Genomic DNA, 25,628 nt, shown 5'->3' on the forward strand with positions numbered 1-25,628 from the left:
GGCATCCACCGTGAGTGCCGCACCGACCGCCTCCCCCGCATCGCACTCGGCGGGGACCGGCGTCTTCAGCAGAACGCGTGCCCGTATTTCCGCACGCACCCTCCGCACCGACCGCTGGTGGCTACCACCACTGTTCACCGCGCTCGGGCTCGCCGCGTTCATCATCTACGCGACGATCAGATCCTTTGTGCGGACGGCCTATTGGGTACCCGAGTTCCACTATCTGACCCCGTTCTATTCGCCGTGTCTGAGCGACTCGTGCGCGCCGGGGTCGGCGCACTTCGGTACCCCGTTCCCCGAGCTGCCGATCTGGATCCCGCTGGGGTTCGTGGTGCTGCCGTTCCTGCTCGGCTTCCGGCTGACCTGCTACTACTACCGCAAGGCCTACTACCGCTCGGTGTGGTTCTCCCCGCCCGCCTGCGCGGTAGCCGAGCCACACGCGCGCTACACCGGTGAGTCGCGGCTGCCGTTGATCATCCAGAACGCGCACCGCTACTTCTTCTACGTGGCGCTGGTGGTGTCGCTGGTCAATACCTACGACGCGATCACCGCGTTCCACGGCAGCAGTGGTGGTTTCGGTTTCGGCCTCGGCAACATAGTGCTGCTGGTCAACGTGATCCTGCTGTGGGCCTACACCCTGTCGTGTCACTCGTGCAGGCACATCGCGGGCGGACGGCTCAAGAACTTCTCCGCCCACCCGGTGCGGTACTGGTACTGGACCCAGATCTCCAAGCTCAACACCCGCCACATGGCGCTGGCCTGGACCACGCTCGGCACCCTCGTGCTCACCGACTTCTACGTGATGTTGGTTGCGAGCGACACCATTTCGGACCTGCGGTTCGTCAACTGATCCGCGACAACGCGAGGAGCTTGAATTTCAATGCCAGACGTGGAACGGCACGACTACGACGTCGTGGTGATCGGGGCGGGCGGCGCGGGTCTGCGAGCCGTGATCGAGGCACGCGAACAAGGGCTTTCGGTGGCGGTGGTGTGTAAGTCGTTGTTCGGCAAGGCGCATACCGTGATGGCCGAGGGCGGCTGCGCGGCGTCGATGGGCAATGCCAACGACAAGGACAACTGGCAGACGCACTTCAGAGACACGATGCGCGGCGGCAAGTTCCTCAACAACTGGCGCATGGCCGAACTGCATGCCCAGGAGGCGGCCGATCGGGTGTGGGAGCTGGAAACCTATGGGGCGCTGTTCGATCGGACGGCCGACGGCCGGATCAGCCAGCGCAACTTCGGCGGCCACACCTATCCCCGCCTCGCCCACGTCGGCGACCGGACCGGCCTGGAACTGATCCGCACGATGCAGCAGAAGATCGTCTCGCTGCAGCAGGAGGACTACGCGGAGACCGGCGATTACGAGGCCAGGATCAAGGTCTTCGCCGAGTGCACGATCACCGAATTGCTCACCGAGGCGGGCGCGATCGCGGGCGCGTTCGGGTACTGGCGCGAATCCGGTGGCTTCATCCTGTTCAAGGCGCCCGCCGTGGTGTTGGCCACCGGCGGAATCGGCAAGTCCTACAAGGTGACATCGAACTCGTGGGAGTACACGGGCGACGGCCACGCGCTGGCGATTCGCTCCGGCGCGACGCTGATCAATATGGAGTTCCTGCAGTTCCACCCCACCGGCATGGTCTGGCCGCCGAGTGTGAAGGGCATTCTCGTCACCGAGGGTGTGCGCGGCGACGGTGGTGTGCTGAAGAACTCCGAGGGTAAGCGGTTCATGTTCGACTACATCCCGCCGGTGTTCAAGGGCCAATACGCCGAGACCGAGGAAGAAGCCGATCAGTGGCTGCGCGACAACGATTCCGCGCGCCGCACCCCCGACCTACTCCCCCGCGACGAGGTCGCACGGGCGATCAACGAGGAGGTGAAGGCGGGCCGCGGCACCGAGCACGGCGGCGTATTCCTCGACATCGCCTCGCGCATGCCCGCCGAGGAGATCGTGCGCAGGCTGCCGTCGATGCACCATCAGTTCAAGGAACTGGCCGACGTCGACATCACGGCCGAGCCGATGGAAGTAGGGCCCACCTGCCACTACGTGATGGGCGGGATCGAGGTGAATCCCGATACCGGCGCGGCGGTGGTGCCCGGATTGTTCGCCGCCGGTGAGTGTTCCGGCGGTATGCACGGTTCGAACCGGCTCGGCGGCAACTCGCTGTCGGACCTGCTGGTATTCGGCCGCAGGGCCGGGCTCGGCGCTTCGGCGTACGTCCAGCAGCTCACCGACAAGCCGACACCCGCCGAGGCCGATATCGACGACGCGGTGAAAACCGCACTGGCGCCATTCGATTCGGCCGTAGACGGTGCGGGCGAGAACCCCTACACCCTGCACTCCGAACTCCAGCAGACGATGAACGACCTGGTCGGCATCATCCGCAAGGAGCACGAGGTGCGCGCGGCGATCGACAAGCTGAACGAATTGCGCGCCCGCTATGCCAACGTGACGGTAGCGGGCAAGCGGCCCTTCAACCCCGGCTGGCACCTGGCCCTCGACCTGGCCAACATGCTGCTGGTCAGCGAATGTGTCGCCCAGGCAGCGCTTTTGCGGACCGAGAGCCGCGGCGGCCACACCCGCGACGATCACCCCGGCATGAATCCGGACTGGCGCAACAAGTTGCTGGTCTGCGCGGCCGTCGCCGGATCGCGCGCGCAGATCCCGGACGTCACCGTGACCCCCGCCGATCAGACACCGATGCGCGAAGACCTACTCGCCCTGTTCGAATTCGGCGAGCTCGAAAAGTACTACACCGAGCAAGAATTGGCTGCGCACCCGGCAGCCGAGGGAAAGGCGTAACCATGGGATACGACGCCCGGTTCCGGGTCTGGCGCGGCGACATCGACGGCGGCAGTCTCGAGGACTACACGGTGGCGGTGAACGAGGGCGAGGTGGTGCTCGACATCATCCATCGCCTGCAGGCCACCCAAACCCCCGACCTCGCGGTGCGCTGGAATTGCAAAGCGGGCAAGTGTGGTTCGTGCTCGGCGGAGGTGAACGGGCGCCCGCGGTTGCTGTGTATGACGCGGATGTCGACGTTCACGGCGGACGAGGTCATCACCGTCACCCCGATGCGCACGTTCCCGATCATCAAGGATCTCGTCACCGACGTCTCGTTCAACTACGAGAAGGCAAGGGAGATACCGTCGTTCACACCACCGGCCGGTCTCGCGCCGGGCGACTACCGGATGAAGCAGATCGACGTGGAACGCTCGCAGGAGTTCCGCAAGTGCATCGAGTGCTTCCTGTGCCAGGACACCTGCCATGTGGTGCGTGATCACGAGGAGAACAAGCCCTCCTTCGCGGGCCCGCGCTACCTGATGCGCATCGCGGAGTTGGAGATGCATCCCCTGGACACGCGCGATCGACGCGAAATGGCCCAGGAGGAAGCAGGTTTGAGCTATTGCAATATCACCAAGTGCTGCACCGACGTGTGCCCCGAGCACATCAAGATCACTGACAACGCGCTGATTCCGCTGAAGGAACGGGTCGTGGATCGCAAATACGACCCGATTGTCTGGCTCGGCAATAAATTGTTCAGGCGATAGGAACTGTTGACGCTGCGGGGTACGAAACCCCGCAGCGTCCGCCGCCTACAAGACAGCGACAGTCCCCACAGCGACTAATCCGACCAGTAATCCGATGAACAGCGCCGACAGGAATGAGCCGGTGAGTACGTAGATTCCGATCGCCGATACCGCGAACAGCAGTATCACGATCAGGCGCTCCACCCCATCCTCAGGCGCTAGCCTCCGGTACCGGGGTGGCATCTTCTTCAACCCTCGGTCCATATACCTGGGCTACCCGACCCTGCCCGCACCAAACCTCGGCCTATGCCGAATATCTATCGTTCTGTGATCTAGCGTGATCAAGGACGATCGAACTCGCCGTCGTGCACACCCGCGGTGAACGCGGTCCATTCACTCGGGGTGAAGATCAGCACCGGACCGTCGGGATTCTTGCTGTCGCGCAGGGCGACGTACCCCTGCGCCAGCATGGCGACCTCCACGCTGCCGTCCTCGGTACCCGCGCGCAGCCAGGTAGCGCCGGTGGTGTCGATGTCGCGCTTGGTGTTCACGCGAACACGCCGGTGTCGATGCCGCGGGTGAAGGCATCCCAGCTGGCGCCGTCGAAGACCAGCGCCGGGCCCGCGGGGTTCTTGCTGTCACGCACGCCGACCTGCCCACCGAACAGGAAGGCAACTTCGACGCAATCCTTGCCCGCACCACTGCGGGTGCTCTTGAACCAGTGTGCGTCGACGAGATCGAAACTCATGCCACATACTCCTTCGCGACCTGCCGCAGCAGGTATCTACTCGGTTGGATATCCAGCGCATGACGCTGGAGGCATTCGTGAGCCAGGTCGTACCTTCGAACATCCGCGCGTCGTTCCAGGTAGAGGTCGCCGGTAAAGCCTTCGGCGTACACCACCGGTGGTTCGACCGGTTGCCCCTTACTGTCGGTGCCGAACTCGAGAACCGTGAAAGGTCCGGTAGAGACTCCGAGCGGAACACCGGCGGCAAACGGCAGGATGCGCACTGCCACATTACTTCGCGTACTCGCGTCGGCGAGATGTCGCAACTGCGCAGCCATCACCTTTGCATCACCGACGATCGTGCGCAATACCGATTCGTGCAGCACCACGTCGATCTCGGCGGGCGAATGCTTGCGGTTGATCAGCGCCTGGCGTTGCAGCCGCAGCGCGACGCGGCGATCGAGCTCGTCGACCGAATCCTGGGGAAAGCCCAGATGATTCAGTGCCCGTGCGTATTCCGCGGTCTGCAACAGGCCGGGAACCAGCTCGGACTGATAGGCGCGCAGCCGGTGCGCCGAAGCCTCCAAACCCACATAGATATCGAAATTTTCGGGTATCAGATCGCCGTAGGCGTGCCACCAACTCTTCACAGCGGCCTGCTGCGCGAGACCGGTGAAGCCCTCGGCGAGATCGTCGGGAATCCCGTAGATCCGGCACAGTTCGTGGATGTCGATGGTCCGGATGCGATCGGCCTGACCCTTTTCCAGGCGCTGCAGGGTGCTGGCGCCCCACTCCATCAGCCGGGCCGCCTCGGCGATGGTGAGCCCGGCCTGGGTGCGCCAATCGCGCAGATAGCGCCCGAGTTGGCGGCGCGGCAGGGTCGAGGAGACACCTGTCTGCCCTTCTGTTCCGTTAGATGCGTTCGCTGCCACAGCCCCACTCCTTCTGTGTCGCACACCCGCCACCCCGCGCCGAGCCCCACTGCGAGGGTGGATTTCGTCCACTGTGGGGAATCCTGCACTCCCGCTTGGATGTTGTGCTGGGAATTCGCGGTAAATCTCGCCGAACGGGCGTGTACTCACCGTTAGCGGGGGGTTTGCGTGCTGTGCTGGTTCCATGCAATTGAGCGAAGTGAACATGCGCGTCGCCACAGCACTGCTGAGTTGCTCTACCGATCCGGGCCCGATGGAGCCCGAACAAGCTCATGCCGCAATGCAATTGCACCTCGACTGCACGGTCGAGGAGTGTCGGGTGCGCAGACGGGCGCGTAACACCCTCGTCGAAGCGGGCCGCTGCGTCTTGGATGCGCGCGCGACGCGTTAGTGGTGGCACGCCTCAGTGGTGGCGATGGTCGGTGATCGGATCGCGCGGGCCGAACTTCGGTTTGCGCGCCTGTCCGCTCAGCCCGAGCAGCCGCACCGCCCGGTAGCGGTGGGGTTGTAGCGGTCGCAGGTATTCGATCATCGCGTCGTCGTCGATCGGGTGGCCGAGCAGGCTCCAGCCGACCACGGCGGCGAGGTGGTAGTCGCCGACCGAGAGCGCGTCGGCGTCACCGAAGGCGCGTTGCGCGGTCTCGGCCACCGTCCATACGCCGATACCCGGCAGGCTGCGCAGACGTCGCGCCGCCTCGGCCGGGTCGAGCGTTGCCGTGCGTTCGATCGAATCGGCGACCCTGGCCGCGCGCACGATGGTCTGTGCGCGCTGCGGGCCGACATTGGCTCGGTGGTATTTCCACGACGGGATGAGCCGCCAGGTCTCGGCGTCCGGCGCCACCATCAGGCCGGTCGGTGCCGGACCGGGAGCCTTCGTGCCGAACTCGCGGACCAGGGTGCGCCAGGCCGCGAACGACGACTTGGTGTGCACCTTCTGTTCGAGGACGGCCGGGATCAGCGACTCCATCACCCGGCCGGTTTTCAGCATGCGCAGGCCAGGGACCGTGCGGTGGGCTTCTTTGAGCTTGGGATGTTCGGGGGCGAAGTCGTCGAGGTTCTCCTCGAGGCAGAGCATGGTCTCGAGGCCGGCCAGGAATTCCTCGGCACCGGGGCCCCAGGCGCGCGCGGTGGCGCCGTCGCGGCCGTCCTGGGTCAGGCGGTAGGTGACCACGCCGGTGGGCAGTCGCGAGGCGTGCCAGTGGGCACCGTCGGGGGTGACGTGGTGGCAGGGGTCGCCGCCACCCCGACGCAGGGGCGACACGGTGATGCCGACGTCGAAGGGCCTGCTCGACCGGACAGTTCTGGACAGACCGGCCAGGTCCTGAGCCAGGGTCTGGTCACGCATCCGACCATTGTGCGCCTGTGACCGGCGTCAACCGATGGGCGGTCCGGTCGAACTGTCGAGCAGGTACCTGGCCAGATGTCGGCCACGGACGCCGGCCAGCTGGTCGGCTTGGGTGCGGCAGGAGAACCCGTCGGCCAGGAACACGGCGTTCGGTGGGGCGCTTCTCAGCGCGGGGAGCAGGGCGTTTTCCGCTACTGCGACCGAGACGTCGTAGTGGCCGCGTTGCATGCCGAAGTTGCCTGCCAGGCCGCAGCAGCCTGCCAGTTCCTCGACCGTGACGCCCATCGCGGCGAGGATCCGGCGTTCGGCATCGAAGCCACCTACGGCGTGCTGGTGACAGTGCGGCTGGACCACGACGGTGTCGTGCGGTCGACGGGGTGGCTGCCAGGCGGGGTGCTCGAGCAGGAACTCGGCGAGGGTGCGGATCGAGGCGGCGACCCGGTGTGCCCGTGGGTCGCCGGGCAGTAGTTCGGGGAGGTCGGCGCGGAGGGTGGCGGTGCAAGAGGGTTCGAGGCCGATGATCGGGCCGCCTGCCGCCGCGTGTTCGGCCAGGGCGTCGAGGGTGGCGCGCAGGCGGTTGCGGGCGCCGTCGAGTTGGCCGGTGCTGATCCAGGTGAGGCCGCAGCAGACGCGAGCCTTCGGGAGGGTGACGCGGTAGCCGAGCTGTTCGATGAGTTGTCTGGCGGCCAGCGCGTTCTCGGGGTCGAACGTCTCGGTGAAGGTGTCGATCCACAGCATCACTTCGCCTGCGGGCAGATCGCTGGCCGATGCCGGTGTGCGCTCGGCGGACACGTGGTCGCCGTCGCGGCCCCGCACTTTCGCTTTCTCATCGGTCCAGATCCGGCGCAGCGGTTCGGGGGCGAGCCGCGGTGCCACGCGCCTCGGGTCGATTCCGGCCAGACGCATGCCGGTTCGACGGAGGCGGGGGCGGGCGGCCAAGGCGTTGGCCAGGCGGGGGAAGTGCCGGGCGATCGCCAGCCAGCGTGGGAGTTGGCCGAGGACATAGTGATCCAGTGGGCGGAGGCGGCCCTGGTAGCGGCGGTAGAGCGCCTCGGATTTGTAGGTGGCCATGTCGACGCCCGCGGGGCAGTCGGAGGCGCAGGCTTTGCAGGACAGGCAGAGGTCAAGGGATTGCTCGACTGCTGGTGCGCGCCAGTCGAGTTCGCCGCGGACGACCTCCTGGAGGACTCGCGCGCGGGCTCGCGTGGTGTCCTTCTCGTCGGCGGTGGCCAGGTACGAGGGGCACATGAAGCCGCCGGTCAAGTGAGTGTCCGCACGGCACTTACCGATTCCTACACATCTGTGCACAGCTGTGGATAAATCGCCGGCGTCTGCGGACAAGGCGAAACCTCGCGACGGGACGGGTGCGAGACCGGCTACGCGCAGGTCGGCGTCGACGGGGTTCGGGGCGACGAGGACGCCGGGGTTCAGGATGTTGTCGGGATCGAACAGAGTTTTGAAGCCGACGAAAGCCGCACGGGCGGCCGGTGAGTACATGACTTCGAGTAGTTCGGATCTGGCACGGCCGTCGCCGTGTTCGCCCGAGAGCGAGCCGCCGTGGCGCACAACGAGTTCGGCGGCATCGAACAGGAAGGTGCGAAATCGCCGGGGTGCGTCGGTGATCGGGAAGTCGAGGCGGACGTGGATGCAGCCGTCGCCGAGGTGGCCGTACAACAGGCCGCTCACGTCGTATTCCGCGGTGAGCGTAGCGAATTCGCGGAGGTAGGACCCGAGATTCTCCGGGGGGACAGCGGCATCCTCCCAACCGGGCCACGCCGGCTTCCCATCGGGAGTTCGACCGGCCAGACCGGCACCATCGGCGCGGATACGCCAGAGTGCCGCTGTCGCACTCGGATCGGTGACGATCCGGTGGTCATCGGCAGCGCTGGCCGCGCACAGTCGTTGGGCCACCGACAGCGCCTCGGCCGGGGTCGCTCCCGCGGTTTCGACGAACAGCCAGCCGCGCCCACGCGGCAACTCGGGCACCGTTCCCCGATGTGCCCGGACGACGTCGACCAGGCCGGCATCGATGCCCTCCACCGCGATCGGCGCGCAGCCCACCACCGCCGCGATATCGTCTGCGGCCGAGGCGATATCGGGGTAGCCGAGCACGGTGAGCACCGTCGCGGCGGGAACCGGCGTGAGCGCGATATCCGCTTCCAGGAGTAGTCCACAGGTTCCTTCGGAACCGACGAACGCCTTCGCAGCGGACAAACCACGTTCCGGCAGCAGGTGTTCCAGACCGTAGCCGGACGCCTGTCGATCGAAGCGCCCGAGTTCGGTGCGCAGGACAGCCAGATTGGCCGTGGTGAACTTCGCCAGGCCGGGCACCGCGGTCAGGTCGGCACCGAGCGTTCGCCGCTCCCCCGCGCCGTCGAGAATGCGCAGCTCACGCACGGTATCGGCGGTGCGCCCCCAGGCCAGCGCATGCGGTCCACACGCGTTGTTGCCGATCATCCCGCCCAGCGTGCAGCGATCCTGCGTCGACGGATCCGGCCCGAACCGCAGCCCGTCGGGGCGGAGCCTTCGTTGCAGCTCCGACAGCACGACCCCTGGCTGCACTGTCGCCGTTCGCGCCTCGACATCGACCGCGCGCACCGCCGTCATGTGCCTGCTGAAGTCCAGCACGATGCCAGGCCCGATGGCATTGCCCGCGACCGAGGTTCCGCCGCCGCGAGCGGTGACCGGCAGCCCGTTCTCGCGCGCGAAGGTCATCGCGGCGGCGACGTCGTCCTCGGCGCGGGGAAACACCACCATGGCGGGTCGGACGCGGTAGTTGGAGGCGTCGGCGGAGTACTCGACGCGCCTGCGGACCGACGCGTCGACTTGGCAGTCGATCCGCATGCGCAGGGCCTCGGCCAGCAATTCGGCGCTCCGGTCGTCGTCCACGAAACCAGCCTATGCGCGTCGACGCGACCGGCCGACTTGCCTGGCGAGGCGATGCGGGAGCCCGATTTCGCTGAGCGCGGAATCCGCGGCGCCCAGAAAGTATTTGCGGTCAACCTTTGTTGAGGTTTTAGTGTCGGTGGGCAGGAGTTCAATGGGTGGGGAGCCTCGAGGAGAGTGGCAGTGAGTATCGAATCAGTGGCATACAGCCAGATGTACCGGCAGGCGAACGCGCCGCAGGAGCAGCGCCCGTTCAGCATGGTGACGGCGCAGCGGATTGTGCGGTTCGCTACGCATCATCGGCGGCGGATCGGCGGGTTCCTACTGCTCAGCGTGCTCGCGGCGGTGCTCGGCGTGGCGACGCCGGTGCTGGCCGGACGGGTCGTGAACGGGATCGTCGACGGTGCGGCCCCGCGCACGGTGGCGCTGCTCGCGCTCGCCATCGCGGGCCTGGCCATCCTCGACGCGGCCCTCGGCATCGCTATCCGGTGGCTCTCGGCCCGGATCGGCGAGGGTCTGATCCTCGATCTGCGCACCGCCGTGTTCGATCACGTGCAGAAGATGCCCGTCGCGTTCTTCACCCGAACCCGCACCGGCGCGCTGGTGAGCCGGCTCAACAGCGACGTCATCGGCGCGCAGCGCGCGTTCAGCGACACCCTCTCCGGCGTGATCACCAACCTCGTCACCCTGCTGCTCACGCTCGCCGTGATGCTCAGCATCTCCTGGCAGATCACCCTGCTGGCGCTGGTACTGCTGCCCGTCTTCGTCATCCCGGCCCGGCGCGCGGGCAACAAACTCGCCGCCATGCAGCGCGAAGCCGCCCAGCTCAACGCCGCGATGAGCACCCAGATGACCGAGCGCTTCTCCGCGCCGGGCGCCACCCTGGTGAAGCTGTTCGGCAGGCCGAAGCAGGAGTCGTCGGAGTTCGCGGTGCGCGCCACCCGTGTGCGTGACATCGGCGTGCGCACGGCCATGCTGCAGACCACCTTCGTCACCTCGCTCACGCTGGTCTCCGCGCTCGCACTCGCGCTGGTCTACGGTCTCGGCGGCTGGTACGCGCTGAAGGGCAGCCTCGACGCGGGCTCGGTGGTCGCGCTCTCGCTGCTGCTCACCCGCCTGTACACCCCGCTCACCGCACTGGCCAGCGCCCGGCTCGAGATCATGTCGGCGCTGGTGAGTTTCGAGCGCGTCTTCGAGGTGCTCGATCTGAAGCCGCTGATCGAGGACGCCCCGCACGCCACCCCGGTGCCCGACGGCCCCGTCGCGGTGGAACTGGACGCGGTGAACTTCGGTTACCCGTCGGCCGACAAGGTCTCGCTCGCTTCGCTGGAAGACGTGGCGACGCTGGACAGCCGTGGCGGTGTCGAGGTGCTGCACGAGGTGTCGTTGCGGGCCGAGCCCGGTCAGCTCATCGCGCTCGTCGGTTCGTCCGGCGCGGGTAAATCGACCATCGCCCAACTGGTTTCGCGGCTCTACGATGTCGACTCCGGCGCTGTCCGGCTCAACGGTTCCGACGTGCGGGACCTGACCACCGAATCCATTCAGCGCACCGTCGGCCTCGTCACCCAGGACGGCCACCTCTTCCACGACACCATCCGCGCGAACCTGCTGCTCGCACGCCCGGAAGCCACCGAAGCCGAACTGTGGGACGCTCTCGGCCGCGCTCGCCTCGGCGACCTGGTCGACACCCTCACCGACGGCCTCGACACCGTGGTCGGCGAACGCGGCTACCGCCTCTCCGGCGGCGAACGCCAACGCCTCACCATCGCCCGCCTGCTCCTCAAGCAGCCCAGGGTGGTCATCCTCGACGAGGCAACCGCCTCCCTCGACTCCACCTCCGAAGCCGCCGTTCAGGCCGCGCTCGCCGAAGCCCTCACCGGCCGCACCGCCCTGGTCATCGCCCACCGCCTGTCCACCATCCGCGCCGCCGACCAGATCCTGGTCCTCGAGGAAGGCCGCATCATCGAACGCGGCACCCACGCCACCCTCCTCAACGCGGATGGCCGCTACGCCGAGCTCTACCGAACCCAGTTCGCCGACGACCCCGTCATCCCGGCCGCCGTCTGAGCGAAACGCACCCGGCCGGGTCCGGCACACCCAGTGTCCGGACCCGGCCGCCGAACGCCTGCTCCATGGTGAGGCAGGTGCGGCTCAGAACTCGTTGGCGACGCCGATCACGGTGCGGCCGGAATGGGTGCCGTCCTTGATCGACTGGAGAACGCTGCCGACCGCGGTGATCGAGGTGAAGGACTCGATCGATGAGAGGTGTTGAGGGCGAAGCTGTTTGCCGAGGGCCGCCCACAGGGCGCGGCGCTTCTCGATCGGGAGTTGGACCGAGTCGATGCCGAGCAGGCTGACGCCGCGCAGGATGAAGGGGAGCACGGTGGTGGGGAGTTCGGCGCCGCCGGTGAGGCCGCTGGCGGCTACCGCGCCGCCGTAGCCGATCGAGCTCAGGACGTGGGCGAGCGAGGCGCCGCCGACGCTGTCCACCGCGGCGGCCCAGTTGGCCTTGTTGAGCGGGCGCGGCTTGGCATCGGGGTCGAGGGGGAGGCGGCCGATCACCTCGTTGGCGCCGAGTTCGGCGAGCAGGTCGTTCGCGTCGGTCTTGCCGGTGGAGGCGATCACCTCGAAACCGAGGCCGGAGAGGATGTCGATGGCGACGGTGCCGACACCGCCGGTCGCGCCGGTGACCAGGACGGCGCCGTCATCGGGGGTCAGGCCGTGGTCGAGCAGGGCCTGCACGCTCATGGCGGCGGTGAAGCCCGCGGTGCCGATCGTGGCGGCGTCGCGGGTGTCGAGGCCGTCGAGTCTCACCACCCATTCGGCGGGCACCCTGGTGTATTCGGCGAAGCCGCCGTTGCGGGAAACGCCCAGCTCGTAGCCGTGTGCGATGACCTGGTCGCCGGGGGCGAAGTCGTCGACCTCCGAGGCGATCACCTCGCCGGTGAGGTCGATGCCGGGCACGATCGGGTAGTTGCGCACCACTCCGCCGCGCGGCGTGATCGCCAGCAGGTCTTTGTAATTCGCACTCGAGTAATGGATCTTGATCGTCACCTCGCCCGCGCCGAGGAAATCATCCCCGACAGTTTCACGAGCGAGCACGATCCCGCCGTCAGCTTCCCTGGCCACCATCGCTGAGAACTCCATGCCCTGAGCATACGAGTCACCCCACCCTCCACAACCCCTACGCACAGTCGCGAGCCGGGACCGCGCGCTGTTGGGCCGGTCAGGGTGGGAGGAGTTCCAGGCGGACGCCGAGGAGGCGGACGGGGCGGTCCAGGTCGAAGCGGGCGATGATCGCCAGGGCCGTGTCGGTGATAGTGGCGATGTCGTCGGTGGGGGAGGGGAGTTTTTGCTGTTTGCTGCGGGTGTAGAAGGTTTTGGTGCGGACGGTGACCGCGACCCGGGTGCTGATTCGGTGGTGTTCGCGCATTTCCCCGGCGACTTCGGTGGCGAGGCGGGCGACCTCGCGGCGGATCTCGTCGGGGTCGGTGAGGTCGTGCGGGAAGGTTTCGGATTTACTGCGGCCCACCGGGATTCGCGGGGTGGTCGAGAGTTCGGTGTCGCCTTTGCCGTGGCCGAGGACCCACAGGTAGGGGCCGGTGCTCGGGCCGAATTCGGCGGCAAGGCGTGCGCGGTCGGCGGCCATGAGGTCGGCGACCGTGGTGATGTCTAGATCGGCCATGCGCTTGGCGATGCGGGCGCCGACGCCCCAGAGCGCGTCGGTGGGGCGGTGGCCCATGAGTTCGGTCCAGTTGGCGGCGGTGAGTTCGAAGATGCCGGTGGCGGCGCCGGGGTCATGTTCGGGTTCGGCGGAGGTCTTGCCGGTGGATTTGGCGAAGCCGGTGGCGAGCTTCGCGGTGAGCTTGTTGTCGCCGATGCCGACCGCGCAGGTGAGGCCGAGTTCGATGATCGCGGTGCGGATTTCGGCGGCGAGCTGCCATGGGTCGCCGTCGGTGGCGACGAAGGCCTCGTCCATCCCCCACACCTCGACCGCGCCCGCCACCCGGCCGAGCGTCGCCATGATCTCCTCGGAGGCCACCTCGTACGCCGCCATGTCGACCGGCAGGAAAACGCCATCGGGACACTTGCGCTGCGCCATCTTCAACGCCATCCCCGCACGCACGCCATAGGCACGCGCGGGGTAAGAAGCGCAGGTCACGACCTTGCGAGGCTGTGCGGGATCACCTTCGCCGCCGACGATGACCGGCTGCCCGCGCAGCTCGGGGCGACGCCGGAATTCCACCGCCGCCTGGAACTGGTCGAGATCCACATGCAGGAGCCACCGAGGCACTGTTCCGTCATACCCCATGGCACCGACAATCCGGCGTAACCGGGCGTGGCAATATCCGTAGCGCGCCAACCGATCACGACTGAGCTCGAAGAACGGAACACCCGATGCCGACCGAAGCCACCACCCTCGACCTCGACCTGGCGCGCCAGGTACTCGCCGCGCAACCGTTCGCCCGTCTGGTCGGCACCGAGCTCACCGAATTCGGCGATGGGGCAGCCACTCTTGTCATCGACATTCAGCCCGAGCACGGCCAGCAGTTCGGGTTCGTGCACGGCGGGGTGCTCGCCTACGCCGCCGACAACGCCCTCACCTTCGCCGCGGGCACCGTCCTCGGCCCCAATGTCCTCACCGGCGGCTTCACCATCACCTACCTGCGCCCAGCCCAGGGCGAGCGCCTGCGCGTGCACGCCACCGTCCTCGGCGCCACCCGCCGCCAAGCCGTCACCCACTGCGACGTCTACGCCGAAACCGAGGGCGAGGAACCCATCCTCTGCGCGGTCGCCCAGGGCACCACCCGCCGCGTCGAAAAGGACCTCGCCCCCTCGGCCGAGGAAGACACCGAATTCGACGACGATGCCGAATTCGACGACGACCAGGACAACTACGACACCGACCAGCTGACGGTGGTCACCGTCAACGGCCCGGAACTCCCGCCGACAGTCAGCCGGTAAACGGAACTGTCAAGGCACGGCCAACGGGCCGTGCGCGATGTGCACACGGCCCGTTGCCGGTTGGGATCAGGCGCTGACGGCGAAAGGCTTGCTTTCGGCGGCGGGTTCGGCGATCGGTTCGATGGCGTAGGCCAGGATGTCTGCCACGTCGGCGACGGGGCGGACATTCAGGGCGGCCAGGACCTCGGCGGGGACTTCGTCGAGGTCCGGTTCATTGCGGGCCGGGATGAAGACGGTCTTCAGGCCGGCTCGCTGGGCGGCGAGGAGCTTTTGTTTCACGCCGCCGATGGGCAGCACGCTGCCGTTGAGGGTGACCTCGCCGGTCATGCCGACATCGCCGCGGACCGGGCGGCCCAGCGCCAGGGAGACCAGGGCGGTGACCATGGTGACGCCTGCCGATGGGCCGTCCTTGGGAACTGCGCCCGCGGGGAAGTGGATGTGGATGTTGCGGTCGAGGACCTTGGGTTCGATGCCGATTTCCTCCAGGTGCGAGCGCACGTAGGTGAGGGCGATCTGGGCCGACTCCTTCATGACGTCGCCGAGTTGGCCGGTGAGCGTGAGGGAACGCTCGCCCTCGGCGCCGTTGGCCTCGATGTAGAGCACGTCACCGCCCGCACCGGTTACCGCGAGACCCGTGGCCACGCCGGGGACCGAGGTGCGTTCCATCGAGTCCGGGGTGAAACGGGGGCGGCCGAGGTAGTCGGTGAGGTTGTCGATGTCGACTGTCAAGCTCGTCACCTGACCGGCCGGTTGTGGGCCGGATTCGATGTCGATGACGTTGTCGTACCCGAGTTCCGGGTCGTAGCCGAGCACCGCGCCCTCACCGAGCGAGCCCTTGTCGACCAGCGCGGTGTCCTTGTCGAGCGCAGCGTTGCCGAGCCCAGCGTCCGCGCCGACGCGTGCGTCGCCCGTCACCAGGCGAGTTGCCGCCTTGCGCAAGGCTTTTGCCACCAGCCGCTCCATCTGACGAACCCCGGCCTCGCGGGTGTAGTTCGCCGCGACCTCACGCAATGCCGCGTCGGTGATCGAAACCTCTTCCGCGGTCAGCGCATTGCGCTCCAGCTGACGGGGGACCAGGAAGTCGCGAGCGATGGCGACCTTGTCGGCTTCGGTGTAGCCGTCGACGGTGATGAGCTCCATGCGGTCCAGCAGGGGACCGGGGATGGTGTCCATGACGTTGGCGGTGGCGATGAACAGGACGTTGGACAGGTCGAGGTCGAGGTCGAGGTAGTGGTCGCGGAAGGTGTGGTTCTGCGCGGGGTCAAGGACCTCGAGCAGGGCCGCGGCCGGATCACCACGGAAGTCCGACCCGACCTTGTCGATCTCGTCCAGCAGGACAACGGGATTCATCGAACCCGCCTCCTTCACCGCACGCACGATCCGGCCGGGCAGCGCGCCGACGTAGGTGCGGCGGTGGCCACGGATCTCGGCCTCGTCGCGCACGCCGCCAAGGGCGACGCGAACGAACTTGCGGCCCAGGGCCTTCGCGACCGACTCACCCAGCGAGGTCTTGCCGACACCGGGCGGACCGACCAGCACGAGCACCGCGCCGGACCCACGTCCGCCGACGACCTCGAGACCACGCGCGGCCCGCCTCGAACGCACCGCCAGGTACTCGACCATCCGGTCCTTGACCTCTTCCAGACCGTGGTGGTCGGCGTCGAGCACCGCGCGAGCGGCCGAAACATCGGTGCTGTCTTCGGTTTTCACCGTCCAGGGCAGTTCGAGCACAGTGTCGAGCCAGGTGCGGATCCAGCCGGATTCCGGGCTCTGGTCGCTGGCGCGCTCCAACCGGCCGACCTCGCGCAACGCCTCGGCGCGCACGTTCTCGGGCAGGTCGGCGTTCTCCACGCGGGCGCGGTAGTCATCGGCGCCGTCGGGTTCGTCCTCGCCGAGCTCCTTGCGGATGGCGTTGAGCTGCTGGCGCAGCAGGAACTCGCGCTGGCTCTTCTCCATGCCGTCGCGGACGTCTTCGGAGATCTTGTCGGTGACCTCCACCTCGGCGATGTGGTCTTTGATCCAAGCGATCTGCTTGGTCAGCCGCACGGTGACATCGGGAGTCTCGAGCAGCTCGCGCTTCTGATCGTCGGACAGGTACGGCGCGTAGCCCGCGGTGTCGGCAATGGCCTCCACGTCGTCGAGCTGGTTGACGATGTCGATGATCTGCCAGGCCTCGCGCCGCTGCAGCACGGCGACGACCAGCTTCTTGTACTCGGCGGCGAGCGCGGTGGTGTGCTCGTCGGGCTCGACGGCCTCGACGAGTTCGGCCTCCACCCATAGCGCGGCACCCGGCCCGGTGACCCCGTGCCCGATCCGCGCGCGGCGCTCGGCCTTCAACACGGCCGCGGGCGCGCCACCGCGCATCCGGCCGACCTGTTCGATGGTGGCGACGACGCCGTAGGAGGCGTACCCCTCGTCGAGGCGCGGCGCGACCAGCACCGAGCCGGTTTTGGCCGCCTGCGCGGCATCGATGGCGGCCTGCGCGGATTCGTCCAATTCGATGGGCACGACCATGCCCGGCAGCACGATCGGATCGGTCAGGAACAGCACCGGCAGGTTCTGAGCTGAAGTCATGTCGACCCTTCCAAAGTTGAGCTTTGCTGACTCAACATGGACCCCCGGTGGTTTGTTCCTGCAGGTGGCGTCGTTCACTCACGGCGAAAATAATCGATCGAAATTCTTTTGCCGTGGATGTCGAGAACGCGTGGGTGGCTCCGTCCCAGGGGTACAACCCACGAAGGACACGAACCGAGGAGAACATCATGGCCAAGTACCTGCTGCTCAAGCACTACCGTGGCGCGCCCGCGTCGGTCAACGACGCGCCGATGGATCAGTGGACGCCGGACGAGGTGTCCGCGCATGTGCGGTACATGACGGATTTCGCCGATCGCCTGCGCTCGACCGGCGAGTTCGTCGACGGTCAGGCGCTGTCCACCCAGGGCACGTGGGTCCGCTCGGATGGCGAGGGTCGCCCGCCGATCACCGATGGGCCGTTCGCGGAGACCAAGGACCTGATCGCCGGCTGGATGGTCATCGACGTCGAGACCTACGACCGGGCGCTCGAACTGGCCGGGGAGCTGTCGGCGGCACCGGGCGCAGGTGGGAAGCCGGTGCAGGAATGGCTCGAACTGCGGCCGTTCTACACGGAGTTGCCCACGGTGACCGAATGAACGAGGCGCTGCTGCGCGAGCTGGTCCCCGCGGTGATCGCAATCCTGGTCCGCCGCGGGGCCGAGTTCGCCGCGGCCGAGGACGCGGTACAGGAGGCGTTGATCCGGGCGCTGGAAAGCTGGCCCGACGATCCACCGCGCGATGCGAAGGGCTGGCTCGTCGCCGTCGCCTGGCGAAAGTTCCTCGACGCGGCGCGCGCCGAAACATCTAGGCGGGGAAGGGAATTCGCGGTCGATGCCGAGCCCGAAGCCGGGCCGGTGCCCGCTACCGACGACACGCTGTGGCTGTATTTCCTGTGCGCGCACCCTTCGCTGTCGCCCGGCTCGGCCGTCGCGTTGACCTTGCGCGCGGTCGGCGGTCTGACAACGCGGCAGATCGCGACGGCCTACCTCGTGCCGGAATCGACTATGGCGCAACGGATCAGCCGAGCCAAGAAGCGCATCACCGGCTTGCCGCTAGACCGGCCAAGCGACCCGGCCACCGTGCTGCGCGTGCTCTACCTCGTCTTCAACGAGGGCTACAGCGGCGACCTCGACCTGGCGGCCGAAGCCATCCGGCTCACCCGCCAGCTCGCCGCCGCCACCGGCGAACCCGAGGCCTTGGGACTGCTCGCGCTGATGCTGCTGCACCACGCCCGCCGCGCCGCACGCACCGAGGGCGGGCGCCTGGTGACACTGGCCGATCAGGACCGATCCCGGTGGGACACAACCCTGATCGCCGAAGGGGTGATGATTCTGCAGGCAGCGCTGGCCCGTGACCGACTCGGCGAATACCAAGCCCAAGCCGCGATCGCCGCCCTGCACGCCGACGCCCCGAGCACCGCCGAAACGGACTGGGTACAGATCGTGGAGTGGTACGACGAGCTGCTCGCCCGCACCGACAGCCCGGTAGTCCGCCTCAATCGCGCGGTCGCGGTAGGCGAGGCCGACGGACCCCGCGCCGGACTCGCCGCCCTGGCCGAACTCGACCCGGAACTGCCGCGCCACACCGCGGTTCGCGCCTACCTGCTCGAACGCGCGGGCGAGCTCGAGCAGGCCGCCACCCTCTACGCCGAGGCATCCCGCACGGCCACCACCGTGCCGGAGCGAGACCACCTCACCCGCGAAGCAGCCCGGGTGCGCCTACTCCTGTCCTGAACCGAAACGACCTCGGCCTCCCCGGGTTGAGGGCCGGGGAGGCCGAGGTGGTGGAAGGGCGTCCCGGGTTGAGGACCGGGAGGCCGAGGTGGTGGCCTTACAGGTTCGAGGAACGAATCCGCTCGGTCGGGGGATCGAACGGGCGGCCCGAGGTGGAGCCGGCGCTCAGGAATCCGAGGACCGCGCCGCCGATGAGGAACAGGGCGGCGAGGATGCCGAGGATGATCGGCAGGGTCTTGCCGAACAGGTCGAGCTTGTCCAAGCTCTCCTGGGTGACGGCCATCTGGGCGTCGATCGTCTCTTCGTCGAAGACGAGGTGCGACTTCAGGATGTTGACGTCCACCTGCTCGGCGCTACGGCCGTAGTACATGTGCAGGCTCTCGCCACCCTTGAGGACCGCGCCGGTCCTCGGCTCCACCCACACGTCGCGGGTGTTGGTGTAGAAGCGGGTCATGGTGACCGGCTCGGTGCCCTCGAGGCCCCACTTGGCGGCGGGCAGCGCGAGCTTGTGGGACGGGTGCTGGACGACGTCCCACATGTTCGTCACCGGGATGGTCTGCCGGAAGTGGTAGACCGGCACGCCGTTGATCTCCGACTCCTCGATGAAATCGATGTCGTAGGTGGCGCGGGCGTTGAGGTCGAAGTACGGGTACGACTTCTTCTCGGTGCCGATCGGGAAGCGGTACTGCAGACCGCGACGCTGCTGCTCGGTGGGGATCGCGGCACCCGACTTGGGGTCCTGAGCCACGGCGATCGAACCGTTGGGCGAGGCGTCGATCGGCGCGCCGGTGACGCGGTCGAGGGTGACGCGGTCGACCGAGGCGGTGAGCAGGCCGTCCTTGGGGTCCTGGTCGTCACGACGCAGGGTCTGGCCGGCCTGGACGGTCATCTCGTCGGCGCCCGAGGGCTCCTCGACCGTCAGGAAGCGCTGGGAAACGAGCGGCACGTTGGTGTTCACCTTGGCAGCGCCCTCGGTCGCGGTGAGCGACTTCGCGTCCAGCACCAGGCTTTCCTCGCCGGGCACGCTCTTGGCGATCGTGGTGATGCGCAGGTCGAGCGGGGTCTTGGCGACCTTGCCGACCGTGTAGGTGGGGATCATGATCGAGGCGGCGAGCAGCAGCGCGCCGAGGCCGACGAGGATGCAGGCGATGAGCCTGCGCACGTTGCTCATCGCGAGCCGTACTGCACGTTGCCCAGCAGCGACGAGCCCGGGTCACCGGACTCCTCGGGCGCCGGGATCGAATTCTGTTGCGCGCCCGCGGTGATGCCGAGAACGGCAATCACCCCGATGACCGCGCCGGCCAGGCCGCTGACCAGGCCGGGGACGACAAACTTCATAGATCGAACTCCAATTGCGTGGTGCGAGACTCAGCCGACGGAGAAGAACCCGAGGGTCGGGGCGAACGAGCAGGTGCGGTCACCATCGGCGGTGGCCGTGGTGAGCGAGCCGGTGATCACGGCGGCGACCCGGCCGGGGCCGGTGTCGGCGATGGCGGACAGGGTGGCCGGACCATCGGGGTTGATACCCGCCGCGGTGGTGAGCGGCTGGGTGCCGGTGCGACGGTTGTCGAGGTTGACCCACTGCACCGTCATCGGTGGATTCTGTACGGCGGTAGCGCTTTTCGTGCCGAGCGCGGTGAAAACGAAGCCGGTCTGGCCCGCGGCCGGTCCGGGCGGCGGCAGCTGCGCCGGGCCGGGGACGGCCAGCGCGGTGCCGACGGAATCCGAGGTCGGGCCGATGCAGCCCTTGCCGATGGTCGGGTAGAGGAACTGCGCGATGCGCGGACCGTCCGAAGGCGGCAGGTCGGGACCGCCGCCGCCACTGCCGTCGAGGAAGGTGATGACCCTTTCGAGGGTGGCCTTGACCTGCGCGGGGATGCCGGGCGTGGCCAGCAGCACGCGCGCCTGAGCCAGGATCGCGGCCTGTCCACCGTCGGCGATGGGGCCGGGGGCGGAGATGGCGCCTACGATCGTCGGTGCCAGCGCAGCGAGCGTCCCCGAGGGAACGTTCTCGGCGATGGCAGGGACACTCGGCTGTGTCGCGGCGGACTGCGGGGCAGCCATCGTTGGCGTGGGTGCCACGAGTGCCGCACCCGCCGCTAGTACGAGGGCGGACAATGCGGTCCGCGATGCTCGGGTGCTCAGCACTGGTCGGCCGTCCTTTGTTCGGTGGATAGATGAAGCGACCCGGAAAGGTCAGTGTTATCCCGGGTTTCAGATACTTTGGAGAGGTGACTACAGCGGACAGGCGGTATGGGGGTCGTACGGTCGTCGCGCGTAAAGCCGAACGGCGACTGCGATTCCTGGAAGCAGCGACGCGAATCTTCGCCGAACGTGGATACGCCACGTGCTCGCTCGCCGAGGTGTGCGCGGCGGCGGGCCTGTCCAAGCGGCAGTTCTACGAGGAGTTCGAGACCCGCGAAGACGTGCTGCTCGCGGCCTACGACCGAATCCAGGACGACGCGGCGGCCGCGGTGGGCACCGCGCTGGTAGCGCTCGGCTCGACCGATCCACAGCTCGCGCTGCGGGCCGGTTTCGGCGCGTACCTGGAGTCGCTCGGCTCTGACCCGTATCGCGCGCAGGTGGCGCTGATCGAGGTGGTCGGGGTGAGCGATCGGATGGAGAACCATCGCCGGACCCGCAGACATGCCTGGTCGGCGCTGATCGAGGGCGCGCTGAGCCAGGTGGGCGTGCGGTTGCGTGGCGACGCCGAGCTGACCACCGCGTTGATCACCGGGGCGGTCACGGGTGTGGCGCACGAGTGGTTGCTGCGCGAGACGCGCCCACCCGTCGACGAGCTGGTCGATCTGCTCACCGGCGCGGCGCTGGCGCTGGTCACGTTCGACTGACATCCGGGCAGCCGTCGGGACGGTGGCAACTTCGCTCACCTGCCGCCTGCTCAATCGACTCCCTTTCCAGACATTGTGAGACCGACTGGCTTCACAGTGTGGGCGAGAGTTTGACATATTAGTGACCCAGATCGCAACGGCAGAGTTTGCGAGACCGACGCTACCTGCGGGTATGAACTCGCGGCGGTTCCCGTCTGCGGCGTGACATCGCGTTTCACGTAGAGGTTTGCTACTGGACAAACGACCGGGTGCGCTCGCGCCGAGGCACCCGCGGGCTATCCGGCGGCAACCTGTTCCAGTTCGGTGGGAGTGCATCGTCAGCCTTTGCGCAGGGTGCCGGCGATGGTGCCGCCGAAGAAGCTGGGGGTTTCGTAGGCGAGGGTGCCGTCGGGTCGCAGGGTGGCCGTCGACGGCTTGCCCTGATCGGCGCAGCCGGGGCCGCTGGTGAGTCTGGCGCGGAAGGTCAGCCGGTCGGCAGTGGCGGCGGTGAGGGTCTCCGCGCGTTCGCACCGCTCGCGGGCGAGGGTGCCGGTGTTGGCGGCCACGGCGAGTTCCTGGCCTACCGCGCCTTCGGCGATGGTGAGTTCGATGTCGAATTGGACGAGACCGTCGGCGGCGCGGCCCGTCCAGCTGCCGACGAAGGCGGCCGGGACGGTGTTCGCGCCCGATGCGGTGTCGGTCGATGTGGGCTCGGTGGGATCCGTGACGGTCGGATCAGCGGCGTCGGTGGTCGGTCCGATGGAGATGCGCATTCCGCCGGTGGACTCGGCGTTCAGCTGGGTGCCGATCAGATAGGCGCCGCCCCCGACAGCCAGCGCGACTGTGACCCCCGCGGCGATCAGCAGGGTGCGGGTGCGCCGCGGTGCGGTGGTGCGTGGCGGCGTGGGCGTGGCGGCGTGGTTGTGCGGTGCTACAAGGGGCGGCGGGGTGAATTCGCTGCTCCGCGCACTGGAATTCGATCCGGCGTAGGTGGCAGCTCGCTCGGATGTCCGGGATGGATCGGTCGTGAATCCGCTGTGTTGTCTATAAGGAGTCGGCGAGGTGACGTTCGGCATGGACGAGCCGGTCGGAAAGCTCTGCGGCGGGCTCGCGGTGGGCAGGTTCGGAGCTGAGGTCGCGGTCGACCAGCCCGGTGCGGCGGTCGCGGTGGTGCCCGGATGCGGTGGGTCGGCGGGGCCTGAATCCAAGTCGAGCAGACGGACGGCGGCAGCGCTGATGTGTCCTATTACTTGTGGCGGTAGCCAACCGGCGCGTTCGGGGGCGCCGATGCCGGCCAGTTCCGAAAGGACTTGTTGTGGTGTCGGTCTGGCGGCGGGATCCTTGGCGAGACAGGACTCGACCAACGGCCGCAGCGACGCGGGGAGTCCGTCGAGGCGCGGTTCCTCGTAGACGATGCGCCAGAGCATCTGCATGACCTCGGCGGTACCGAAGGGGCCATGGCCCGAGGCAGCGAAGACAAGGACGCCGCCGAGGGCGAAGACATCACATGCGGGACTGAGGGTTTCGCCGCTCACCTGCTCGGGGCACATGAAACCCGGTGAGCCGAGGAACTTCCCGGTCGTGGTGAGGGCGGAATCCGCGATCACCCTGGCGATCCCGAAATCGATCACCTTGGGCCCGTCGATCGCGAGCATCACATTCGACGGCTTCAGATCACGGTGCACGATGCCCGGCGCGTGCACTGCGACGAGCGCTTCGGCGAGCCCGCGCGCCAACGCCACCAGCGAGGGCTCGGCGAACGGCCCGAATTCGGTCACCGCGTCGGTCAACGAGATCCCGGCGACGTACCCGGTGGCCAGCCACGGCGCCTCGGCATCGACATCGGCGTCGAGCACCGGTGCGGTGAAAGCACCGCCGACGCTCTGCGCGGCCGCGACTTCGCGACGGAACCTCGCGCGGAATTCACGATCGATCAGATCAGGACGGATCACCTTCACCGCGACGGTGCGGCCACCCGGATTCCGCCCCAGATACACCTTGCCCATGCCACCCGCACCGAGCACACCCAGCAGGCGGTAATCGCCGATCCGCCGAGGATCGTTCGGGCCTAGCGGTTGCATAGCGGGGTGGTTCCTCCGAACACGAGCTGCGTGTTGTGCGGCTGGCGCCGCGGTTCTCGGCGCTTGACTCCACCTCGAGAACAACATCACACGACCCGGCCACTGTAGCTTTCCCCGCCTGACGGCGCGCGTTCTCGGACGACGTGATCAAGGCACCACCCGCGGCCCTGCTACGGGTGCCCTCGTTACAGGTCGGCCAGCGCGATGCCGGTGAGCGGGCTACCGATCCGGACGAGGTCGGTATCGATGCCGGTCCCGACATCGACCTGGCGGATCGTGCCACCCAGATCGCTCACATAGAAGCGGGAATCGAAACCGGTCACCCCGATCGCCTCGTGGTACCCGGTGGACAGGATCGCCGGGGTGCCCACCTCCGGTTGGACCTCGGCTGTGTACAGGGCGTTGCCGTGGGGGGCGGCGCCGCGGTCGGTCCAGATGAGATCACCGACGTGGAGTTCGATGTCGATCGGCTCGGGCAGGTTTTCCCAGAGCAGTTCGATGTCGGTGCGGGCAGCGGGGTCGGCACCGGGAGGCAGATCCAACGGGGCGCGGAAGATCCGGCCGTCACCGGCCTTGGCCGCGCCCTTCTGGGTCCAGTACAGCAGGCGGCGGTCGAGGTCGAGGCAGACGCCGACGCACCAGTCGCGCTCGATGGCACTGTCGTCGCCGGTTACCACGAGGGCATGGAGGTCGTCACCGTTGAGATCGCAGGTGAGGACCTGCATGCCCTCGCGATCACACCAATACAGCCTGCCCCCTTCGAAATCGGCGGCGAGCTGTTTGCCGGTGGTGAAGGCGCCGATCGCGACGATCGTGGTGCGGTTGCCGCCGTCGAGGTCGACGCGTTCGATGGAACCGTTGCGGGAGAAGAACTCCGGCTCGACGCCCGGCACGGGGCGTGCGTCGGGTGTGCCCATGTTGGTCCAGTAGATATGGCCGCGCAGCTTGTCGACGACGACACCGTCGGGAACTCGGCCGAGGCCGTCGACCACCGTGCGCACCTGCTTGCCGTCGAGCGAAACAGCGTGCATCACACCGGCTTTGATGTCCAACGCCACTATTTCGGTCATGTGCCCTACTTCGGCTTCGGGTAGTCGTTGTAGAAACCCTCGCCGGTCTTCGCCCCGAGCTTGCCCGCGTCGACATACTTCTTCAGCAGTTCGACCGGGCCCTTCGGCAGATTCGGGTTCTCCTGCTCGTAATGCTGCTCGATATCGAGCACCACATCCAGACCCACCTGGTCCATCATCCGGAACGGGCCGGCCTTGGTGCCGAAATTCTGCATGAACATCGCGTCGATGTCCTCCGGAACCGACACACCCTCGTAGACGACCTCGAGCGACTCGCGTTTGATGGCGGCCCAGATGCGGTTGAAGATGAAGCCCGTCGACTCCTTGCGCACGAGAAACGGGTGTACGCCGTACTCCGGGAAGGTCTTCAGGACGAAGTCGAGGACGTCCTGGGAGGTGTTCCCGTCCGACATCACGTCGAGCACCGTCGACTGCGGTGGCATGTAGAAGTGGGTGTTGAGCATCCGGTCGTTGGTCCGCAAGCCCTCGGTGAACAACCGGCTCGCATACGACGACGAGTTCGAGGCGACGATCGCGTCGGCTTCGGCATCGGCGTCGAGCTGTGCGAAGACCTTCTTCTTCAGGTCCAGAATCTCCGGCACCGCTTCGACCACCAGCCACGCGCCCTTCACACCGATCGCCTGATCGGGCACATATTCCGCGGTCCCCACCTTGCCGTTCGGCACCGTGGCAGCCACCTCGGGCAACTGTTTCTCCACGAACGTCACGGCCGCGTTGCCGACCTCACCGTCGGGATCGATGATGCGCACTTCACCGCCCCTGGTGGCGAACATCAGGGCAATCCGTCTGCCCAGCGTCCCACCCCCGATCACGGCGACCGGACGCTCGAAATGATTCTGCGGAACACTGCTCACGGCGACTCCCTTTGCACAGGCGGCGGGAAGAACTCGGTGACCAAATCGACAGCCATGCCAGCCTAGCGCCGAGGGCCGGCAA

General features: G+C 67.5%; 21 protein-coding genes and 1 pseudogene. 8 read left to right on the forward strand and 14 right to left on the reverse strand.

The genetic code is table 11. The features are described from left to right. The first annotated feature begins 10 nt into the window (after window positions 1–10). From ACQHI0_RS28010 to ACQHI0_RS28020, 3 genes are read left to right on the forward strand one after another with little or no spacing between them, the layout of a single operon-like run. Window positions 11–850, forward strand: a complete 840-nt coding sequence (locus ACQHI0_RS28010; protein WP_427909323.1) for a hypothetical protein — start codon at window positions 11–13, stop codon at window positions 848–850. Between the two features lie 30 nt (window positions 851–880). Continuing rightward, window positions 881–2,803: a fumarate reductase/succinate dehydrogenase flavoprotein subunit gene (locus tag ACQHI0_RS28015; protein ID WP_427904767.1), complete on the forward strand. Its 1,923-nt coding sequence runs from the start codon at window positions 881–883 to the stop codon at window positions 2,801–2,803. Window positions 2,804–2,805: 2 nt separating this feature from the next. Then, window positions 2,806–3,552 carry a succinate dehydrogenase/fumarate reductase iron-sulfur subunit gene (locus ACQHI0_RS28020; RefSeq protein ID WP_427904768.1) on the forward strand — a complete coding sequence of 249 codons (747 nt, stop codon included), beginning with the start codon at window positions 2,806–2,808 and terminating at the stop codon, window positions 3,550–3,552. Window positions 3,553–3,872: 320 nt separating this feature from the next. On the opposite strand, the gene ACQHI0_RS28025 is transcribed toward ACQHI0_RS28020, so the two are convergent. The 5 genes from ACQHI0_RS28025 to ACQHI0_RS28045 all read right to left on the reverse strand — a co-directional run bounded on the left by ACQHI0_RS28025 (window position 3,873) and on the right by ACQHI0_RS28045 (window position 9,379). Next, entirely contained in the window at window positions 3,873–4,082 is a 210-nt protein-coding gene (locus ACQHI0_RS28025) for a DUF397 domain-containing protein (RefSeq protein ID WP_427904769.1), read from the reverse strand. Then, a complete protein-coding gene (locus ACQHI0_RS28030; RefSeq protein ID WP_379239438.1) occupies window positions 4,079–4,279 on the reverse strand; it encodes a DUF397 domain-containing protein in 201 nt (66 codons plus the stop codon). The genes ACQHI0_RS28025 and ACQHI0_RS28030 overlap by 4 nt, the downstream gene beginning before the upstream one ends. Beyond that, on the reverse strand, window positions 4,276–5,376 hold the full coding sequence (locus tag ACQHI0_RS28035) for a helix-turn-helix domain-containing protein (protein WP_427904770.1): 1,101 nt from the start codon (window positions 5,374–5,376) through the stop codon (window positions 4,276–4,278). The genes ACQHI0_RS28030 and ACQHI0_RS28035 overlap by 4 nt, the downstream gene beginning before the upstream one ends. 217 nt (window positions 5,377–5,593) lie before the next feature. Next, the gene (locus ACQHI0_RS28040) at window positions 5,594–6,535 is read right to left on the reverse strand and encodes a DNA-3-methyladenine glycosylase family protein (protein WP_427904771.1); all 942 of its coding nucleotides are present in this window, start codon (window positions 6,533–6,535) and stop codon (window positions 5,594–5,596) included. Between the two features lie 27 nt (window positions 6,536–6,562). Beyond that, the gene (locus tag ACQHI0_RS28045; protein WP_427909324.1) at window positions 6,563–9,379 is read right to left on the reverse strand and encodes an FAD-binding and (Fe-S)-binding domain-containing protein; all 2,817 of its coding nucleotides are present in this window, start codon (window positions 9,377–9,379) and stop codon (window positions 6,563–6,565) included. 225 nt (window positions 9,380–9,604) lie between these two features. Between ACQHI0_RS28045 and ACQHI0_RS28050 the strand changes: the two genes are divergently transcribed. Beyond that, window positions 9,605–11,488, forward strand: coding sequence for an ABC transporter ATP-binding protein (locus tag ACQHI0_RS28050; protein WP_427904772.1), 1,884 nt, complete (start codon window positions 9,605–9,607; stop codon window positions 11,486–11,488). 84 nt (window positions 11,489–11,572) lie between these two features. On the opposite strand, the gene ACQHI0_RS28055 is transcribed toward ACQHI0_RS28050, so the two are convergent. Beyond that, window positions 11,573–12,568 carry an acryloyl-CoA reductase gene (locus ACQHI0_RS28055; RefSeq protein ID WP_427904773.1) on the reverse strand — a complete coding sequence of 332 codons (996 nt, stop codon included), beginning with the start codon at window positions 12,566–12,568 and terminating at the stop codon, window positions 11,573–11,575. 79 nt (window positions 12,569–12,647) lie between these two features. Beyond that, entirely contained in the window at window positions 12,648–13,715 is a 1,068-nt protein-coding gene (locus ACQHI0_RS28060; RefSeq protein WP_427904774.1) for a DNA polymerase IV, read from the reverse strand. Between the two features lie 104 nt (window positions 13,716–13,819). On the opposite strand from ACQHI0_RS28060, the pseudogene ACQHI0_RS28065 reads away from it, so the two are divergent. Continuing rightward, window positions 13,820–14,227: pseudogene (locus tag ACQHI0_RS28065) on the forward strand (PaaI family thioesterase); the annotation flags it as partial. Window positions 14,228–14,452: 225 nt separating this feature from the next. Here ACQHI0_RS28065 and lon read toward each other — a convergent pair. Continuing rightward, window positions 14,453–16,960, reverse strand: coding sequence for an endopeptidase La (gene lon, locus ACQHI0_RS28070; RefSeq protein ID WP_427904775.1), 2,508 nt, complete (start codon window positions 16,958–16,960; stop codon window positions 14,453–14,455). Window positions 16,961–17,148: 188 nt separating this feature from the next. On the opposite strand from lon, the gene ACQHI0_RS28075 reads away from it, so the two are divergent. Both ACQHI0_RS28075 and ACQHI0_RS28080 read left to right on the forward strand, forming a co-directional pair. After that, on the forward strand, window positions 17,149–17,556 hold the full coding sequence (locus ACQHI0_RS28075; protein WP_427904776.1) for a YciI family protein: 408 nt from the start codon (window positions 17,149–17,151) through the stop codon (window positions 17,554–17,556). Then, a complete protein-coding gene (locus tag ACQHI0_RS28080) occupies window positions 17,553–18,692 on the forward strand; it encodes an RNA polymerase sigma factor (RefSeq protein WP_427904777.1) in 1,140 nt (379 codons plus the stop codon). The genes ACQHI0_RS28075 and ACQHI0_RS28080 overlap by 4 nt, the downstream gene beginning before the upstream one ends. 97 nt (window positions 18,693–18,789) lie before the next feature. Here the strand turns inward: ACQHI0_RS28080 and ACQHI0_RS28085 are convergent, their stop codons facing one another. From ACQHI0_RS28085 to ACQHI0_RS28095, 3 genes are read right to left on the reverse strand one after another with little or no spacing between them, the layout of a single operon-like run. Continuing rightward, entirely contained in the window at window positions 18,790–19,863 is a 1,074-nt protein-coding gene (locus tag ACQHI0_RS28085; RefSeq protein ID WP_427904778.1) for a DUF3068 domain-containing protein, read from the reverse strand. After that, the gene (locus ACQHI0_RS28090; RefSeq protein WP_082844323.1) at window positions 19,860–20,030 is read right to left on the reverse strand and encodes a DUF2613 domain-containing protein; all 171 of its coding nucleotides are present in this window, start codon (window positions 20,028–20,030) and stop codon (window positions 19,860–19,862) included. Before ACQHI0_RS28090 ends, ACQHI0_RS28085 begins: the two co-directional genes overlap by 4 nt. A 30-nt stretch (window positions 20,031–20,060) precedes the next feature. After that, window positions 20,061–20,840: a hypothetical protein gene (locus ACQHI0_RS28095; protein WP_427904779.1), complete on the reverse strand. Its 780-nt coding sequence runs from the start codon at window positions 20,838–20,840 to the stop codon at window positions 20,061–20,063. 83 nt (window positions 20,841–20,923) lie between these two features. Here ACQHI0_RS28095 and ACQHI0_RS28100 point away from each other — a divergent pair, with 83 nt between their 5' ends. Next, entirely contained in the window at window positions 20,924–21,541 is a 618-nt protein-coding gene (locus tag ACQHI0_RS28100; RefSeq protein WP_427904780.1) for a TetR/AcrR family transcriptional regulator, read from the forward strand. 317 nt (window positions 21,542–21,858) lie between these two features. Here the strand turns inward: ACQHI0_RS28100 and ACQHI0_RS28105 are convergent, their stop codons facing one another. From ACQHI0_RS28105 to ACQHI0_RS28115, 3 genes are all read right to left on the reverse strand, one after another. Further along, on the reverse strand, window positions 21,859–23,601 hold the full coding sequence (locus ACQHI0_RS28105) for a protein kinase domain-containing protein (RefSeq protein WP_427904781.1): 1,743 nt from the start codon (window positions 23,599–23,601) through the stop codon (window positions 21,859–21,861). 185 nt (window positions 23,602–23,786) lie between these two features. Beyond that, a complete protein-coding gene (locus ACQHI0_RS28110; RefSeq protein ID WP_427904782.1) occupies window positions 23,787–24,671 on the reverse strand; it encodes a hypothetical protein in 885 nt (294 codons plus the stop codon). Window positions 24,672–24,676: 5 nt separating this feature from the next. Further along, entirely contained in the window at window positions 24,677–25,465 is a 789-nt protein-coding gene (locus ACQHI0_RS28115; protein ID WP_427909325.1) for a 3-hydroxyacyl-CoA dehydrogenase family protein, read from the reverse strand. Window positions 25,466–25,628 lie beyond the last annotated feature (163 nt).

The sequence above is a fragment of the Nocardia sp. FBN12 genome (assembly GCF_050320175.1).
Classification (GTDB): Bacteria; Actinomycetota; Actinomycetes; order Mycobacteriales; family Mycobacteriaceae; genus Nocardia.

Bases quoted from the DNA above. Each gene is read 5' to 3' on its own strand.
- ACQHI0_RS28015 (WP_427904767.1), top strand. From the start codon at position 881: ATGCCAGACGTGGAACGGCACGACTACGACGTCGTGGTGATCGGGGCG.
- ACQHI0_RS28020 (WP_427904768.1), top strand. From the start codon at position 2,806: ATGGGATACGACGCCCGGTTCCGGGTCTGGCGCGGCGACATCGACGGC.
- ACQHI0_RS28030 (WP_379239438.1), bottom strand. From the start codon at position 4,279: ATGAGTTTCGATCTCGTCGACGCACACTGGTTCAAGAGCACCCGCAGT.
- ACQHI0_RS28035 (WP_427904770.1), bottom strand. From the start codon at position 5,376: ATGGAACCAGCACAGCACGCAAACCCCCCGCTAACGGTGAGTACACGC.
- ACQHI0_RS28040 (WP_427904771.1), bottom strand. From the start codon at position 6,535: ATGCGTGACCAGACCCTGGCTCAGGACCTGGCCGGTCTGTCCAGAACT.
- ACQHI0_RS28045 (WP_427909324.1), bottom strand. From the start codon at position 9,379: ATGCGGATCGACTGCCAAGTCGACGCGTCGGTCCGCAGGCGCGTCGAG.
- ACQHI0_RS28055 (WP_427904773.1), bottom strand. From the start codon at position 12,568: ATGGAGTTCTCAGCGATGGTGGCCAGGGAAGCTGACGGCGGGATCGTG.
- lon (WP_427904775.1), bottom strand. From the start codon at position 16,960: ATGACTTCAGCTCAGAACCTGCCGGTGCTGTTCCTGACCGATCCGATC.
- ACQHI0_RS28075 (WP_427904776.1), top strand. From the start codon at position 17,149: ATGGCCAAGTACCTGCTGCTCAAGCACTACCGTGGCGCGCCCGCGTCG.
- ACQHI0_RS28080 (WP_427904777.1), top strand. From the start codon at position 17,553: ATGAACGAGGCGCTGCTGCGCGAGCTGGTCCCCGCGGTGATCGCAATC.
- ACQHI0_RS28085 (WP_427904778.1), bottom strand. From the start codon at position 19,863: ATGAGCAACGTGCGCAGGCTCATCGCCTGCATCCTCGTCGGCCTCGGC.
- ACQHI0_RS28090 (WP_082844323.1), bottom strand. From the start codon at position 20,030: ATGAAGTTTGTCGTCCCCGGCCTGGTCAGCGGCCTGGCCGGCGCGGTC.
- ACQHI0_RS28105 (WP_427904781.1), bottom strand. From the start codon at position 23,601: ATGCAACCGCTAGGCCCGAACGATCCTCGGCGGATCGGCGATTACCGC.
- ACQHI0_RS28110 (WP_427904782.1), bottom strand. From the start codon at position 24,671: ATGACCGAAATAGTGGCGTTGGACATCAAAGCCGGTGTGATGCACGCT.
- ACQHI0_RS28115 (WP_427909325.1), bottom strand. From the start codon at position 25,465: ATGTTCGCCACCAGGGGCGGTGAAGTGCGCATCATCGATCCCGACGGT.